At 26.4% G+C, this 17,660-nt stretch carries 14 protein-coding genes; 7 read left to right on the forward strand and 7 right to left on the reverse strand.

The genetic code is table 4. The annotated features are described in order from the left end of the window. Positions 1–22: 22 nt before the first annotated feature. The gene (gene glpK / locus MALL_RS03010) at positions 23–1,552 is read right to left on the reverse strand and encodes a glycerol kinase GlpK (protein ID WP_156785647.1); all 1,530 of its coding nucleotides are present in this window, start codon (positions 1,550–1,552) and stop codon (positions 23–25) included. Positions 1,553–1,571: 19 nt separating this feature from the next. Then, complete coding sequence (gene glpO / locus MALL_RS03015; RefSeq protein WP_005683894.1) at positions 1,572–2,717, reverse strand: type 2 glycerol-3-phosphate oxidase; 1,146 nt, start codon at positions 2,715–2,717, stop codon at positions 1,572–1,574. A 373-nt stretch (positions 2,718–3,090) separates the two neighbouring features. Here glpO and MALL_RS03020 point away from each other — a divergent pair, with 373 nt between their 5' ends. Both MALL_RS03020 and MALL_RS03030 read left to right on the forward strand, forming a co-directional pair. Next, on the forward strand, positions 3,091–3,828 hold the full coding sequence (locus tag MALL_RS03020; protein ID WP_005684003.1) for an MIP/aquaporin family protein: 738 nt from the start codon (positions 3,091–3,093) through the stop codon (positions 3,826–3,828). Between the two features lie 961 nt (positions 3,829–4,789). Then, on the forward strand, positions 4,790–5,938 hold the full coding sequence (locus tag MALL_RS03030) for a trigger factor-related chaperone (protein ID WP_005683712.1): 1,149 nt from the start codon (positions 4,790–4,792) through the stop codon (positions 5,936–5,938). Between the two features lie 20 nt (positions 5,939–5,958). Here the strand turns inward: MALL_RS03030 and MALL_RS03035 are convergent, their stop codons facing one another. Both MALL_RS03035 and MALL_RS03040 read right to left on the reverse strand, forming a co-directional pair. Next, on the reverse strand, positions 5,959–6,753 hold the full coding sequence (locus MALL_RS03035) for an alpha/beta fold hydrolase (protein WP_005683796.1): 795 nt from the start codon (positions 6,751–6,753) through the stop codon (positions 5,959–5,961). Continuing rightward, entirely contained in the window at positions 6,746–7,735 is a 990-nt protein-coding gene (locus tag MALL_RS03040; protein ID WP_005683987.1) for a lipoate--protein ligase, read from the reverse strand. Before MALL_RS03040 ends, MALL_RS03035 begins: the two co-directional genes overlap by 8 nt. Before the next feature lie 211 nt (positions 7,736–7,946). On the opposite strand from MALL_RS03040, the gene MALL_RS03045 reads away from it, so the two are divergent. The 3 genes from MALL_RS03045 (at position 7,947) to MALL_RS03055 (ending at position 14,140) form a co-directional block, all read left to right on the forward strand. Further along, positions 7,947–9,299 carry a hypothetical protein gene (locus MALL_RS03045; RefSeq protein ID WP_005683767.1) on the forward strand — a complete coding sequence of 451 codons (1,353 nt, stop codon included), beginning with the start codon at positions 7,947–7,949 and terminating at the stop codon, positions 9,297–9,299. A gap of 402 nt (positions 9,300–9,701) precedes the next feature. Beyond that, positions 9,702–11,000, forward strand: a complete 1,299-nt coding sequence (locus tag MALL_RS03050; protein ID WP_005683965.1) for a hypothetical protein — start codon at positions 9,702–9,704, stop codon at positions 10,998–11,000. Between the two features lie 59 nt (positions 11,001–11,059). Then, on the forward strand, positions 11,060–14,140 hold the full coding sequence (locus MALL_RS03055) for a hypothetical protein (protein ID WP_040545598.1): 3,081 nt from the start codon (positions 11,060–11,062) through the stop codon (positions 14,138–14,140). Here the strand turns inward: MALL_RS03055 and MALL_RS03060 are convergent. The 3 genes from MALL_RS03060 to MALL_RS03065 all read right to left on the reverse strand — a co-directional run bounded on the left by MALL_RS03060 (position 14,123) and on the right by MALL_RS03065 (position 15,361). Further along, complete coding sequence (locus tag MALL_RS03060; protein WP_040545600.1) at positions 14,123–14,434, reverse strand: hypothetical protein; 312 nt, start codon at positions 14,432–14,434, stop codon at positions 14,123–14,125. The two genes, MALL_RS03055 and MALL_RS03060, sit on opposite strands and share 18 nt — an antisense overlap. 276 nt (positions 14,435–14,710) lie before the next feature. Then, positions 14,711–14,911 (reverse strand): hypothetical protein, encoded by a 201-nt coding sequence (locus MALL_RS04455; protein ID WP_156785636.1) that lies wholly within the window; start codon positions 14,909–14,911, stop codon positions 14,711–14,713. Positions 14,912–14,977: 66 nt separating this feature from the next. Then, positions 14,978–15,361: a hypothetical protein gene (locus MALL_RS03065; RefSeq protein WP_005683846.1), complete on the reverse strand. Its 384-nt coding sequence runs from the start codon at positions 15,359–15,361 to the stop codon at positions 14,978–14,980. On the opposite strand from MALL_RS03065, the gene MALL_RS03070 reads away from it, so the two are divergent. Together MALL_RS03070 and MALL_RS03075 are read left to right on the forward strand one after the other, a co-directional pair. Continuing rightward, positions 15,351–17,012 carry a hypothetical protein gene (locus MALL_RS03070; protein ID WP_005683784.1) on the forward strand — a complete coding sequence of 554 codons (1,662 nt, stop codon included), beginning with the start codon at positions 15,351–15,353 and terminating at the stop codon, positions 17,010–17,012. The two genes, MALL_RS03065 and MALL_RS03070, sit on opposite strands and share 11 nt — an antisense overlap. A 50-nt stretch (positions 17,013–17,062) precedes the next feature. Next, complete coding sequence (locus MALL_RS03075; RefSeq protein ID WP_005683849.1) at positions 17,063–17,644, forward strand: AAA family ATPase; 582 nt, start codon at positions 17,063–17,065, stop codon at positions 17,642–17,644. Positions 17,645–17,660 lie beyond the last annotated feature (16 nt).

A 17,660-nucleotide genomic window follows, 5' to 3' on the forward strand; every position in this document is an offset into this window, starting at 1 on the left:
TGGTGAGGCCTTTTTATTTTAATTATTCAATGTCTTTTAATCAGTTTAGTGTTCTTGTAACCCCGACTTTTCAAGCTTTTAATAGTTTTTCTACTCTTTCTTTAGGTAGCTTAGGTGTTCATTCAGCTCCTAATTGAATTTTGCTTTGTAATTCTTCAACATTTTTTCAGTATCCAACTTTAAGACCAGCTAAGAATGCTGCTCCCATTGCTGTTGTTTCAATGTTTTTAGGTCTTTGTACTTTAATATCTGAAATTGATGATTGGAATTGCATTAAGTAATTTGAATTAGATGCTCCACCATCAACTTTTAGAACAGGAATTTTTGCATTAATATCACGTGACATAGCTTGAATCAAGTCATTACTTTGGAATGCAACAGATTCTAATGTAGCTTTAATAATGTGTTCTCTTCTTGTTCCTCTTTCAAGTCCAAATATTGCTCCTCTTGAGTATGAATCTCAATATGGTGCACCAAGTCCTGTAAATGATGGCACAACAATAACGTCGTGTGTTTCATCTTTAGCAGCTAAACTTGCATAGAAATCACATTCTGCTGAATCATAAACGATTCTTAATGAGTCTCTTAATCATTTAATTGAAGCTCCAGCAATAAATACTGATCCTTCTAATGCATAAACAGGTTTTTCTTTTCCTAATTTTCAAGCAACTGTTGTTAATAAATTGTTTTTTGATAAAATTGGTTTTTCTCCGATGTTCATAAGTGTAAAACACCCTGTACCATAGGTATTTTTAACCATTCCTTTTTCAAAACATAATTGTCCAAACAATGCTGATTGTTGATCTCCAGCTACTCCAGTAATAGGTACTTGACCTGTTGCTCTATTTGATCATAGAGTTGGTGTAACAATACCATATTCATCTGAAGAAGATTTTACTTCAGGCAAAATGCTTCTTGGTACTTCAAATGTTTTTAATAATTCATCATCTCAATCCATTGTGTTAATGTTGAATAATAATGTTCTTGAAGCATTAGATACGTCGGTTGCATGAACTTTTCCACCTGTTAATTTTCAAATTAATCATGTATCGATTGTTCCTGCTAATAAATGTCCTTCTTCAAAAGTTCTTTTAGCTAGTGGAACATTTTTAAGAATTCATCTAATTTTTGTTCCTGAGAAATAAGGGTTAACAATAAGTCCTGTTTTTTCTCTAATTTTTTCTACAAGTTTTTTATCTTGTTCTAAACCTTCACAGTATTCGCTTGTTCTTCTATCTTGTCAAACAATAGCGTTATATACTGGAAGTCCTGTTTCTTTATTTCATAGAACAACTGTTTCACGTTGGTTTGTAATTCCTAAACCTATAACGTTATTTGATTTAATTTCTGCCTTGTTTTTTGCAGATTGCATTGTTGAAAGTTGAGTATTTCAAATTTCTAGTGCATCGTGTTCTACTCATCCACTTTTTGGATAGTATTGTGTAAATTCTGTTTGTGATACACTTAGCATATTTGCTTTATCATCAAAAACAATACTTCTACATGATGTTGTACCTGAATCTAAGGTAATAATATATTTTTTGTCGTTTATCATTTTCTCTCCTTATTTTTTATGTTAAAACTTCAAAAGTTGGATCTCATTTTTCAGCTTTTTCAAGTTTAAGTCCTAATAGTTGCACTACTTCTTCTGCAATAATAGGTGCTGATGAAAGCGCTGGTGATTGCATTCCTCCTGCTATCACAAAGTCAGGATCATTTTTACTTTTTCTGATTACGAAATCATTTGTTTCAATATCAATTGGTCTTGAACCAGCTAGTGTCATCATTGTGTTTTCAATAGCTAAATCAGGAACAAGTTTTTTACCAATTTTTCCAATGTAGTCGTATTTTTCTCTTGTTACTAATCTTGTATCTTTTTTATCTACTCCATCTTCTGCTGTAGGTCCAATAATGTAACGTCCATCTAAAGTTGGAGCTACAACTACACCTTTACCATGTATTGTTGGAACCATAAATACAACTGAATTAACTAAATTATCTACATATTTTGTAAGAACTCTGTATTCACCTCTTTTTGTTGTTTGTTTGAAATCATCAAAACCGTTTTCGTTTGCAATTGTGTCAGCAAAGTGTCCTGCTGCATCAACTACTTTTTTAGCTAAAACAACCTCACCACAAGCTAATGTGAGTTCGAATAGGTTGTCTTTATTTTTCTTAACTTTAACAACGTTTGCGCTTTTTCTTAAAGTTAAATTATTTTTTAATGATGCTCCTACAAGACATTTTGTAGCTTCGACTGGGGCAATAGCTCATGATGAAGTACACAATAATCCACCAACTATTTCTTTTGATAAGTTAGGTTCTCTTTTTTGAATTTGTGCAGGACTTAAAACTTGCATATCTTCTTTTCTAACTTTATTAACTAATCCTCGGTCATATAACATGTGAATGTGTTTCATTTCTTCTTGGCTAAATGCACAAATTAATGAATCTACTTTAACTCTTGGGAATTGTAAGTGTTTAAATCATTCTTCAACTCATCTTTTTGTACCAGCAACATTCATTCTTGCTTCTATTTTGTGAGGCTCAGGGTCAAATCCTCCATGCAATAAACCTGTGTTTGCTAATGATGTTTCAGATCCTAATACAGGATTTTTCTCAAACATAATTGTACTTAATTTATATTTGCTTAATTCGTAGGCAATGCTGGCACCAATGATACCACCACCTATAATAGCAACGTCATATTTTTTCATTAAAAACTCCTTTGAACCAAATGCGTTCCTTTTCATTATAGAACACAAAAAGGTTTTTATGGAAATTATTCCAATTTTTCCATATTTCAAGAAGATTCCACATTTTTAAAAATTTTTTTATTTTGAAAACAGCAAAAAAAAGTACCAAAAACTAACTTTTTGGTTATTTTAAATTAAAACACTTAACCAAAAAGTTAGTTTTTTAAAGTTATTTCAAACATATTTTTTTTATGAATATATAAAATTTGTGGAAACATATGCATAAAATGCCAAAAATGTGGAAATTATCTAAAAATGGAATTATTTCTATATGATTAGTTAGAAACGTTTTTCAGTTTCAAATTTAATTTCGAAAATAATATAAGGAGAAATAATGCATGAACTACTAAAAGTTTTCTTAGGTGAATTCTTTGGTACAGCTATTCTAATTTTATTAGGTAATGGTGTATGTACCGCAGTTGGATATAAGAAAATGTTTGCCGCTTCAAAAGGCGGAAATTGAGTTCCTATAGCACTAGGTTGAGGTATGGCTGTACTTCTAGGTGTACTTGTAGGAAACGCATTTGGATCAGGAGCACACCTTAATCCAGCAGTTACAGTTGCTTTTGCAGTAAAAGGCGCTGTAGTACCAGAAGCTATTGCAGTATACATAGTTTCACAATTCATAGGAGCAATGTTTGGTCAAGTAATTTTAAACTTAATTACATACAAACATATGCTAGAAACAGATTCAGCTACAATCAGAAGCTGTCACTCAACAGGGCCAGCTTATCCAGAAGCAATTGCACAAAACATTGGTATGGAATTTGTTGGAACAGTTGTTTTAATTGGAACAATTATGGCATTAGGTGCTAAAGGTAATGCAACTTTAGGAGCAGCAGGACCATTAGTTGTTATGATTATTGTTATGTCAATTGGATTCTCATTAGGATCAACAACAGGTTATGCTATTAACCCAGCACGTGATGCAGGACCAAGAATTGTTTACACATTAATGCCTATTAAAGGAGAAAAAGTTACAGCTAACTGACAATATGGATGAATTCCAGTTGTTGCACCTACTGTAGCAGGAGCTGTATTAGGATTAATCGCAAGATTTGTAGAATTATAATTAATAAAAATAAAGGTGGATGGTACCTTTATTTTTATAATATAAAAAAAATTATTGTTGATTTTTATAAAATGATTCTAAAAAGAAGTAAATAATTAATAAATTATGATTTAAGTATACATATATTAATTATTAATCAATATGACACTTTTAGTAAAAAGTATATATATTTTTTAATTAACACTTTTTGAAAAAACAAGAGAACAAAAATTCATAAATTTATATATTAAATTATAATTTTTATCTAAAAATACTATAAAACGAGAGTTAAGGATAATTTTAGGTGACATACATGAAAGGAATGATTTAAATAGTAAACCAATTGTTTATAATATTAGAAATGATAAAAATGCAATTGGTATACTTACTGAAAAAGGAAATTTGATAACAAAAAATAATTATATTTTCTTAAGTTTAGTAGGATCAAATTTAATTTTTTTCCAAAAACATTTAAAAAAACATATACTAACCCGAATTATGGTGAAGGGATTTATTCAGCTCCAACTCAAGTTGTAAAAGAATATACAAAGTCTATAATAAGTAAAAAAATTGTTATTTTTTTGTTCAAATAGTTCTTACTACAATTCAAAATATTTAATTTCTGATTCAGATCTTAAATCTTTTAAAAAATTAAACAATATTAACAGTGAAAAAATATTTTTAAAAGAAATTTATTTTATTCCAAGAATTCAAAAGAATGCAAGTAAATTGACAAGATTAGTTTTAAAGTAAAAGGCGAGTTAAAAATTGGTTTCAACAAAATAGAAATTAATAATGAATACAAAATAATTCTTTTTTGTTCTATGATCAAGACAAATATGTAAAAAGTGAATTATCATAGTTATAATTTTTAAATGTTTTTTACTTAACTCTTATAAACTTTTTTAAATAGTTTTAGTTTAAAACAAACATAAATTAACAAGATTAATTTTTAATGTAAAATATTATCACAAGGGGAAATATGAAAATTATAGAAGTAGAAAAAGAATTCAGTATACAAGGTGAAGATTGAATTAAATTACAAAAACAAACACTTGATTATTTACAAGCAATTAAGGAAGAAAAAATTGATCAAGAAAAAATTTTATCTTATGCACTAAATCGTTTTATTAATGAAAATAGCAACAATTTTTTACAAACAAATTTAGTAAAACATGATAGATTTTTTAGAGATCCAATAGTCATAAGCGCAACAAAAAATATAGAATCAGCAAATGCAAAATTAATGTTTTTTGAATATACAGAATATGACAAAAAAATGTTTGATGAAAATGTTAATGTAGAATTTAAACTAAATGGCGATTATAATGCGGTTAAAACTTTTGCAAAAACAATTATGACTGCATACAATTTTAGAATAAGTCAAGATAAGATAGATGAGCAAACTAATTCACTAAGTGTAGAAATTTTAGATTTAAAAACCAATGAAAAAGATCAAAGACTAGTAAAAAAAGAAAATGAATTATTTAATATTCTTATTAAAAAAACTAATTCAGCAAAAGGCGACTCTTTTCAAGATGAAAAACATAAAATTACAATTTTAGATATCTATAAATATAAAGTAGAACCTATTACCCAAAGTAATTTACATCTACTAAATATTGATGAATTAAAAAACTTAGATCAAGTAGAAGCATATATTGAAAAAATAGCTGGAGAGCAATTTTACAATATAGCTTTAAATGATTATAAAAACCAAATTTATCAACACTTTATGAAAAAACTTAATACTCCAGATTTAAGAGTTAGCGAAGCTCTAGTAAGATCGTTAGAGTATACTCAAAGAGAATTATTAAAAAATTATTACAAAGGAAAAAAACAAGAAGTTGATAAAGAAACATTTAACCAACAAGTTCAATTCTTTGTAAATTCAAGCATATTTTCATATTTCATTGATCAATACTTTTTTAAAAAGTTTTATAAAGAGATAACAAAAGAAGCTATTGAAAAAGAAATTTATATAGTAAAACAATTAATGCCTATGGAACAAAAAGAAGAAATAGATGAAGGAAAAATTTATAAAATTTTAATTGATAGAAAAGTATCGTTACACTTTTTAAAGATGAACAATAAAGAACAGTATGAAAAATATTTAAATATTGTTAAATAAAAAATTCGGGCAACCGAATTTTATTTATACTCTTTCAAAATTTCATTATAAATTGAAGTGCTTTTCTCAAACAAAATGGCGTGTCCGGCATTTGATATTTCTATTAGTTCTATATTATTGTTTTCTCTAAGTAATTTTAAGTCATCTATTAAGGTAAATTTATCATTTGTTCCTGAAATTATTTTTATATTTTTTTTGCTATTGTATAGAGGTTTTAGGTTATTTAAAAGTCACTCTTTATTTAAAACTTCTTCTTTAACCATATAAGAAAATACATTTTTAAATTTTTCAATTGAATTCATCTGTCTTTTAGCATATAAAATTGAACTTTTCTTAATAATTTCTGAGGGATTGTTAAAAAGAGATAAATAAGCTTCTTGAGCTTGATTATATGTGTTGGGAAGTAATCACTCATCTAATTCTACTAAATGCTGATTTTTGTCAATTAACCTATAGTTGAATGGAGAAAGTAAAATTATATTTGAAAAATAATTCTGATTTTTAAGAGCGCTTCAAGCACCTAATGAATGTGAAACAACAACTATTTTTTTATAATTATTTAAAATTTTTAAAATAAATTCTTCAGTTGTTTTTGAATATTCTTCTAAAGTTAAATTGTTTTTTGATGAAGATAAACCACAACCTGGAAAATCAAAAGATGCTCAATTAATTTTTTCCTTATTTATCTTGCCTATAGATAAAAAAGTTTTTCAACTATCACCAAATCCATGTAAAAACAAAACAATTTTATTATCATCATTATTTATTTTTAAAACATAATTTATTTCAAAATTGTTTAATTTAATTTTATTCATTTTGACCAAATATTAAACTTAAAATTTCTTCTATTGTAAGTGTTCCAAAATATTTTTCTAGTTCAAATTCTAATATGGTTTTTTTAACTTCGGCCTTACTAAATTTAACGCCCGATAATTTATTTTCGATTTGACTAACATCAAGTTTACTTAAAAAATCACCTTCAAATTTAATGTTTTTAATAACACTGTTTTCAACATTAAATTTAACATTTAGAATTCCACCAGGAAACTTAGCAATGTTTTGTGCACTAAATTTAGCTTGTTTATCGAAGATTCAGGATTCAGAACTTCTAAGTTTTTGAAGTTCATCTAATTCTTTTTGATATTTTGAAAAAGGTATTTCTTCGTTGTGTGCTTGATATTTTTTTACAAAGAAATCAACCAATGATTCAATAAATGTTTTTACATCCATTGAATAGTTTAATTCTTTAGCTATGTTTGTTACTCTTGATCTAATCGATTGAATTCCTTTAGATTCAATCTTTAGTTTAGATGGATTAAGTGCTTTAGAAAGTTTTGTTAAATCAACATCAAAAAGAAGTGTTCCGTGCGAAACGATTTTATTTTTATAAATGTATTGCGCATTACCGCTTATTTTTGCTCCATTGCATAATAAGTCATTTCTTCCATGGAATTGTGCGTTTAATCCCAGTGAGTTTAAAAAATCAATAATTGGTGTTAAAAACGCCAAATAATCTCCACCATTTACATTTTTAGAAATAAATGAAAAATTAATATTTCCCAAGTCATGGTAAACAGCTCCACCACCACTTAACCTTCTTGAAACTTCAATTTTGTTCTGCTCAACAAAGTCTTTATTTATTTCTTCATGTGCATTTTGATTTTTTCCAATAATAATTGCGTTTTTATGTTGATAAATGTAAAGAATGTTATCTGTAATTGATTCATCTTTTACTAATAGTTCTTCTATACTTAAATTTATATAAGGACTAGTGTTGTTTGATACGAATATTTTCATGAAAAAATTATATCAAACAATGTTAAAAGATAATGAAAAGTAGAAACCAAAATCAAACATTTGTATAAATCTATTTTTAGATTATTTGCAAAATATTTAAAAATAAAGCTTTTTAAAAGTGAAGTTTTCAAAATATTAAAGATAATACATATTAAAAATATTTTTGACTTTATTAAAATATAATAAGAAATATAAAATTCGTGAGGTATTTATGCACAAAAAGAAAAAATTATTATTAGTAGTTTTAGCAGTTTTACTTGCAGCTAATGCTGTTGCTGTATCACTTTTAGTTAAAGCTAACCCAAATCGTTGAGAAATACAAAACCCTGCAAACGGAACAACAAATCCTGGTTCTCCATCAAAACCAAACTCTAAAAGCGGTGTTCTTCAAGAAAAAATTAATGAGAGTGAATTACTATTATTAGAACTTGAAAAAGATTCAAAATATGAACCAATTAAAAATGAGCTTAATAAAGCATTAAAGAATGCAAAAGAGGTTAACAAAAACCCTAATTTAACTTCAGAAGAAGAAGCTAAAGAAGCTGATAAATTAAATGTTGCTTTATCATTAGCTGCTGTTGATAAACACATAACTGATAAACCAGTTAAAGAAACTTCATTAGGAGTTTTAGCTAAAAAAATTAAACAAGTAGAAGAATTTTTAAAAGGTCTTGGAAATCAAGAAAAATATGCACCTATTACAAACTATTTAACAGATGCATTGGTTGATGCTAAAAAAGTACAAACTGACCCTGAATTTACTGAAGCTAAAGAAATTGCTGCTGAGGATAAATTGAATACTATTTTATCTTTAGCTGAAGTTGATAAAAGTATTGCTGATAGACCAAAAGATGCCAAATTAACTGAATTAGATAAAAGAATTATGAGTGCAGAAGAATTATTTGCTGTACTTAAACAAGATTCTAAGTATGACAAGATCGCTTCACAATTAGCTAGAGCACTTTTAGATGCTAAAATTTTAAAATTCAAAGGAAACATGAGTGCCGAACAAGAAGCTAATGCTGCAGATAAATTACATGTAGCAACTTCATTAGCATTTGTAGACAAACACATAATTGACCGTGGTTTAGTTAATGAAGAAAAATTAAGTGAATTAGACAAACTTATAAGAATGAGTGAACAGTTTTTAAGTGACACTGCAGGGCATTATAGATATGAAAAATTAAATGCTGAACTTTCAAAAGTTCTAGGGTTAGTTAAATTAGCACAATCTAATCCTTCTGGATTCTCAAAAGAACAAGAAGCAAGCGAATTAGATAAACTAATTGTTGCTTATTCACTAGCACAAGTTGATAAGCATATAGCCGATAGAACACAGGATGCTTTAGAATTAGAAATTGCCAAAGCTGAAGAAATGTTAATAGTAATTAAAGGTCAAGAAAAATATAACCACATTGTTAAATATTTAGAAAATGAAAGATTAAACGCTGTAGCGGTGGCTAAAGGATTTGCTGGACTAAATCAAAGAGAAACAAACGCCAGAAAATTATCGCAAAAACTATCATTAGCTTATGTAGACAAAGCAATAGCTGATAAGAAGTAGAATTATTTATAATTTATCTCAATTACAAAATACAACTGAATTATGGTTGTATTTTTTTCTTTAACATAATCAAAATCTAAAATTTTTAATAATAATAATAAACCTAACAATATCACCAAAAAATTTGCATTTCGGCTGAAAATAAAAAAAATCACCACGAAAATTATTAAAAATATATCAGTTTTTTCTTATTTTTGAATAACACACATATATTTTTTTAGTTAATTTTTGACACTTTTTTAAAGATTTTCATTTATTTTTAGCATATAAAAAAGAAATTTAAAATTTTTTCTATAAAAAATATCTTATGAAATTTTTTTATGGTAATTTTATTTACATTTTGCATTTTTTTCATTTGAAAGAATATAATATAAGAACATAAAAAAAGATAAAGGATTTTATATGCAAAAAAAGAAGAAACTACTATCAATAGCTTTAGCAGCCGCCATTGCCGCAAATGGTGTTGCTTTAGCAGTTCTTTTAACAAAGAACGCAAACGAAGAAAAAAATAAAAATGAATTAGTCAATCCGTTTGACTTGTTTACAAAATTGCAGGTAGATAATAATGAATATTTCCCTGAAAAAACACTTAAAGAAGTTAAATTAAAATTTAATGATTCAGAGTTTTTTACAATTAATAACATTGATTCAACAAAATATAATATTGAAGTTTTAGGTGAAGGATTTAAAGTTGATCCAATCAAAAACATAATGAATGTTAAACTTAAGATAACTGATAAAAAAGATAAATCAAAAGTAATTAATAAAGATGTTGTTGTACCTCTAAAAACTAAACCATCAGAAAATAAATTAAAAGATTCTAAAAAGAATTTACAGGCAGTTGTTGATGCTTATAGACAAATTGGAGAAAAAGAATTTAATCAACCAATTCATTCTGCAGTGAATGATGATTTTAATTCTCAATTAGATGAAGCACAAAAAGTAATTAGTAATCCTAATTCAACAATAGAACAGTTAAATAAGGCTAAAAAGGATTTGGACAAAAACTTATTTGATGCTAGAACTGAAAAAGAAAAATTAGTTAAGGACCTAAAAGCTCATAAAGACAAATTAAAAGAATTAATTGATAAATCAACTAAATATACAAATGATAATTTAACTAATAAAGACATTTACAAAGATCTTAAAAAATTATTTGATGCAGCAAATAAAAAGGCAAATGATGCATTAAATGATAAGTCTAAATCAATTGCTGATCTTAAAAAAGATTACGAAGAATTAGACAAAGAATTTTCAAAACTTAAAAGAGATAAGCATGTTTTAGACAATAAAATTATTGCTGAAAAACGTGCAGAATTAAAAGAAAAAGTTTTAGAAGCTAAAAAATATAGAGATGCAAATTTAATAGTTGCTCCATACAAAGATATTGAATCTGACTTAGACGAACAACTAGAAAATTCAGAAAATGATATTCTAGATCTTACAAAAAGTGCAGTGGAATTAGATAAAGCCTTAAAAGATTTAACAAAAGCTTTTGAGGATGCTAAAACTGCTAAAGAACAGTTAGACAACGATTTAAAAGACAATGAATTAAAATTAGCATTAGAAGCTGCAAAAGCAAAGATTGTAGAAGCTAAAAAGTTTGCCAATGAACAATTAAGTAAAGACATTTATAAAAATACTAAAACAATTTTAGAAAACGCACTAAGTAACCTAGATAACTCTTCAGGGGGGGCTTAAATACCTTATCTAAAAAAGATTTAGATAAAGTTGAGCAAGATGCGGATCTAGCTTTAAATGTGGCAAAACGAGATAAAGATGCCATTGATCATAATATTCAAAGAGAATATGATGATATGAAAAAAGCGCTAGATAATGAAATTAAAGATGCTGAAAAATTATCAAGTGCTGAATTAAAAGATGATAAATATAAAGATATTAAAAAACTTTTAGAAGATGAAATTAAAAAAGCTAAAGGTGTTTTTGATAATGCTCAAAGCACAAAAGAACAATTACAAAAAGCTAAAGAAGATTTAAACAAAGCCTTTGATACCGCTGAAAATGCAAAAATAGCAAAAGATAATGATGATAAAAAATTAGAAGATGCTAAGAAGAGATTAGATGTTGATTTAAAAGAATCAGAAGAATTATTAAAAACTCTTGTTGTTGATAAATATAAAGTTTTAAAAGATGCTTTAGAAACTAAAGAAAAAGAAGCTAAAAAGATAAAAGAAGAAACAAAAGAAGTATCTGCTTTAGAGAAATTAACTAAAGCACATCAAGATTTAACTGATGAAATCAATAAAGCCAAAGATGAAAAAAGAGACCAAGATGCTAAAGATGCTAGAGAATTGGCTAATTCAAAAGAATTATTAGATAATAAAATAAAAGAAGCTCAAGAATTTAAAAATACTGTTAGATCTAGTCATTTAGATTTACATAAATCATTAAAAGATGCTATAGATAAGGCTAAAAAGACCCATAATGGTGATAATAAAGCAAGTATAGATCAAGAAACAAAAGAACTTGATGAATTAATTAAAAAATCAAAAGTTGATTCAGAATTACTTAATGCTAAAGATGAATTAAATGATTTACTAAAAGAATCAGATACTTTTAAAGATTCTTTAACCAATTCTACTCATTCATCTATTAAAGAAGAATTTTCTAAAGCAATAGAAAAAGCTAAAAAAGCAAATACATCAACCTTATTAAATGAAGTTGACAAAGCAATTAACGAATTAAAATCAGCTTTAACAAAAGCTAAAAACGATGATATGGCTCAAGACGCGCGTAATGAGTTAAATTTAGTTATAAAAGAAGCAGAAGAACTTTATAAAGCTACAACCTTACCTACACACAAAACTATTAAAGAATTTATGGATTCTTCTATAAATAAAGCTAAAGCAGCTAAAGAAAATACTGATTATAAAGTTATTGATCAGGCTAAAAAAGATTTAATTGAAGCAATTAAAAAAACTGAAAAAGACACTTTAACACAAAATTCAAGAAATGAAATGAATACTGTTATTGATAGAGCTAAAGCGTTTAGCGGTACATTAAATGAAGCTTCATATAAATCAATAAAAGACACTTTAGATAAAGCAATAACAAAAGCTACTGAAGATACTAAAAAAGATAACTATGCAGAAATAGACAAAGATAGAAAAACTTTAGATGAAGCTCTACAAAAAGCTAAAAAAGATGCTTTAATACAAAACGCTAAAAATGAATTAGATACTGTTATTAATTTATCTAATGCTTTCGACAAAGAATTAGATCCTATTGTTCACAAATCAATCAAAGAAGCATTATCAACGGCTGTAAAACAAGCAATTATAGAAAAAGAAAAAACAATAGAAAAAGAAATTGATGATGCTAAAAAAACTTTAAATGAAGCTTTAAATAAAGCCAAAAAAGAAATGTTAGTAGAAAATGCTAGAAGAGAATTAAATACTTCAATTGCATCAGCAGAAGCGTTTTTTTCAAAGCTAAATAATGATGAAAATAATGGTATAAAAACGACTTTAGAGCAAGCAATTACAAAAGCAAAAGAGAAGAAAGAATCTAAAGAACAAACTGAATTAGAAACTTCTAAAGTCACTTTAGATAAAGCTTTAGAAGAAGCAATTAAAAATAATAAAATAAAAACAGCTAAGGAAAAATTGGAAGCTACAGCAAAAACTCTTGAAGGATTCAAAGATTCTTTAAACGAAAAATACTTTGTAGTGTTAAAAACAAAAATTGATGAAAAACTTGTCACTCCTAAAACTTTAGTATCTAATAACAATTCAGATGAGAATAAATTAACAGAAGAAAACACAAAATTAAATGAATTTTTAAAAGAAGTTCAAAAAGAAGCTTTACTAGAAACTGCTAAAAATGAATTAAAAACAAGTATTGCACGTGGTGACGAATTATTAAAATCATTAAACGATATTACACATACTAAAACAAAAGAAGAACTAAATAAAGCTCTTGAAAAAGCAAAATCCTTAAAAGATTCTACCAATACATCAGATGTTGACGCAGCTAAAACAGAATTAGATATAGCTATTCAAAATGCCAGAAGTAATTATGAGTTAGACAATGCTAAAAAAGAACTTGAAGCAAGCAAAAAAATAGTGGATGCATTAAAAACAAGTTTAACAAATCCTATTCACGCCTCTATTGTTAAAGATTTAGAAACTGCATTAGAAAAAGTTGGTGAAGAAGCTGATAAATCTACTTTAGAAAAAGTACAAAAACTTAAAGAGGAATTAGATAAATCATTAGAAAAAGCTAAACAAGACCAATTAGTTGCAAATGCAAAACAAGAGTTAAAAACATCTATAAATAAGGCTAATTCATTCAAAGACAATTTAACTGGCGAAACCAAAAAACCTATTCTTAAACAGTTAGAGGATGCTATTACAAAAGCTGAAACTGAAAAATCAAAACAAGAAGTTAAAACTCTAGAGGATGCTAAAGTAACATTAGATAAAGTTTTAGAAGTAGTTAAAACAAATAATATTTTAACTGATGCTAGAAATGAACTTTCCGAAGAAATAAATTTAGCAACAACTACACTTAATACACTAGATAATAACATACATGCGGAGTTAAAGAAAAAATTAAAAGACGAAATAAATAAAGATAGAGATAAATTAACAAGCAATAGTGTTGAAGAAGTAGAAAAAACAAAAGAAAATTTACATGCACTAGTAGAAGAAACTAAAAAAGCTGCTGAACTAAAAACATCGGTAAAAGAATTACAAGATTTAATTGATAAATCAACTAAATTTAAAGATTCATTAACTACTGATTCTTTAAGTGCGGCAAAAAATAGTTTAAATACTGCCATCGAAAAAGCTAAAGATAAATTAAGTTCAGTTAATTAAGGATGAAGTAGATACTGCTAAAAAATTATTAGAAGTAGAATTAAAAGAAAGTGAAAGATTACATTTATTACAAACTTCAAAAGAAGCTTTACAAGAATCAATTAAGAAAGCAACTACTTTAAATAACAAAAAAAATGGTGATGCATATACTGAATTTACTAGATTATTAAATGACGCAATATTAAAAGCAAATAATTCAGTTGCAAGTACCAATCCTGATGTATTAATCGAAGCAAAAAAAGAATTAGATAATTCATTAGAAGAAATTTCTTCAAAAATCAGAGTAAAACTCAAAGAATTATTAACTTCTGAAGTTGCTACTGCTGAACCTATATTAAATTCATTAAATGTTAATGCTGATTACAAAGAAGCGAAAGATAAATTAGAAAAATTAATTAACAAAACAAAATCAGATCTTAAAGATGAGTCAAAATTACTTGATGATTTACTTGATGATTTACCTAAATTAAAAGAAGGAATTTTAGAAGCAAATGCATCAAAAATTTCTATAGATAAGGAACATTTAGCTAAAAGAGAAGCATTAAATGCTAAGATTAATGAATCTAAAAATTATAGTGATACATTAAAAAACAATGAATCATATAAATCGTTTAAAGATGAATTAGACAAACTTGTTGTATCGACTGAATCTAAAAAAGATTTAGCAGATAAAACTAAAATCGATTTAGATAACTTACTTGAAGCCCTAAACACTAAATTAGAAGAAAGCAAGGAAAACAAAGCAAAAATTGATAAAAAAGATGAAATCAAGAAACTGCTTACATCTTCAGAAACCCTTCTGGGTGAATTAAAATCTAATTCTGAACATCAAGATATTTACAACGCTTTAAAAGCGGTTGTTGATAATGTTAAGGCTGAATATTTAGACAATGATAAAACACTTACCAAACTTGACGGATTATTTACTACTTTAAGCCAATCTTTTGAAGGTGCAAAAACTAAAAAAACTGAAAAAGATGAAGCAATTAAAGTTGTAAATGACAAATTAATTGAAACACTTAATGAAACAAATAAATTACTAGAAATATTTGGCAATAAAACTGAATACGCAGAAATTAAAAAGAATTTAGAAAAACAAAAAAATGAATCAAAAAGTATATCAACAGATAAAACTAAAACAATTAATGAAATTGAAAAATCATTAGAAAAATTATCTAAAGAGCTTGCTAAAACACAATTAAGTAAAAAAGTGCTTGACAAAAAAACTGAAATTACAGAAAAACTTAAAGAATCTGGACAATTAGTTACTGAACTATCAAATAATAAAGATTTTGATGCAATAAAAAATACTTTAGATGCAAAAAACAAAGAAATAGCAGATAAAATTAAAGCCGATAAATCATTTGATGAATTAGAAGTTATTTTTAACGATTTAGATGATTCAATAGATAAAACTAAACTTGAAAAAGCAAAATTAGAAACTGGTAATAATGCTATAAAAGAATTAATAAAAGCAAAAGTTGATGAAATTAAAGACTTTATTACAAAGATGCCTTCTATAAGTGATTATGATGTTATAAAAAGTGCGTTAAATCCTTTATCAGCCGAATATGACAAAATAAAAAACGATGTTTCTAAAAATAAACAACAATTAACTGAGTTTTTAGAACAAATTAGCACAAAACTAGATAAAGCAAATGAAGATAAAAAAGTCAAAGATGCAGAATTTGTAGCTAAAAAAGCTAGTTTATCAGAAAAAATTAATGAAGCAAAAACATTTATAGATTTACTACCTGAAAACAAAGATTATACAGAACTAAAATTAACACTTCAAACTTCTTTAGATAAAGCAAATCAAGATAATGGTAAAGAAAATAACAGCCTTGCTAAACTTGAAGAAATAACCAATTCTTTAAATAGTAAATTAACTGAAGCAAAAACTTCTAAAGAAGCTAAAGATGAATTGATTAAAGCAGAAAAAGATAAAATCTCTAATAAAGTTTCTGAATTAGATCAATTTATCCAAGGCTTAGGAGAAGATGAAAAATATTCTGAACTTAAAACGAGTTTAAACGAAATTAAAGTTATATCATTAAATAATTCAACTGATAAAACAAAAACGTCAGAAGACCTAAAAGCAGTTTTATCAAAACTTCAATTAGATATTGAAAAAGCAACTGAATCAAGAAAAGTTATTGATAAAAAAACTGAGTTAGAAGCTGAAATAGTTAAAGCTACTGAATTAGCAAAAACCTTAGAAGAAAATCTTGACTTTGCAGAAGCTAAAAAAGAATTAAATAACAAATTAAAAGAAACTAATATTGCAAAAGACATAGAAAATATTACTTCAGCGAAATTAGAGGAATTAATTACTAACCTTAAATCAACATTTGTTTCAGCAACAGCTAAAAAAGAGGCTGCTGAGACTAAATTAGCCCAAACTAAAGCTAAGATTACTGAGGAGTTAGGAAAAGTTGAACAAACACTGGCTGGAATGCCAAATGTAAGCGACTATGAAACAATTAAAACTTCACTAGAGGCTTTAAAAACTGAATGAAATTCAATAAAAGATGTTAAATCAAAAACTAATGAAGAATTAACAACTTTCGCTAATAAACTTAATGAAAAACATCAAGAAGCAAAAACTAATAAAAACAACACTGATAAACAATTAGCTAATAAGAAAAAAGAAGTAGAAGAAAAAATTCAAGAAATAACTTCTTATTTATCAGAATTATCTAAAAATGCAGACTACACCGAGTTTAAATCCATATTAGAATCTGCAAAAAATAAAGCAAGCACTGACAAAGATGTTTTAACAAATTCAATTTCAGACTTAGCTAATATTTTATCTACAATCACTAGTGCGTTAGAAACAGCAAAAGAAAAACAAAAAGAAAAGATAAATTAATTGAAGCACAAAAAGATAATTTAAAACAACTTTCAAGTGCTTTAGCTTTATTGACAACTTCTTTAGAAAATGTTTCGAAATATGAATCACTAAAACCTAGAATAAATAGTATTAAAGAAAAAATAGCTCCACTTACAGCTTCAAATGTGAAAACAGCTGATGAATTAAAAACTGAATATGAAAAATTAGTTCAAGAATTAGTTGCTGCAACCGAAGAAAAAAATATTATTGACTCAAAAGAGAAATTAACTCTAAAAATCGAAGAAGCAAAATCATTTTCAAAAGAATTAGATGTTAATACTGATTTTTCGAAAGAAAAACAAAAATTAGAAGCTAAAATTACTGAAACATCTAATTTAAAAGATGCAAATGACAATACATCAACAAAAATTTTAGAATTACACAAACAATTAGATGATGCAATAAAAGCAGTTAAAGATTCTAAAGAGGAAATTTTAAAACAACATAATGTTGTTAAAGACAATATTCAAAATGAACTTGTAAAAGTTGATGAATTGTTAAAAACTTTACCTACAAATAGTGATTATGAAACTATAAAATCTACATTAACTACCTTAAAAGAAGAAACAATTAAGAATAAAAACTTACAATCTAAACAAAAGAAGAACTAGATACACTGTTAGAAAA

This window comes from Mycoplasmopsis alligatoris A21JP2, from assembly GCF_000178375.1.
Lineage (GTDB): Bacteria > Bacillota_I > Bacilli_A > Mycoplasmatales > Metamycoplasmataceae > Mycoplasmopsis > Mycoplasmopsis alligatoris.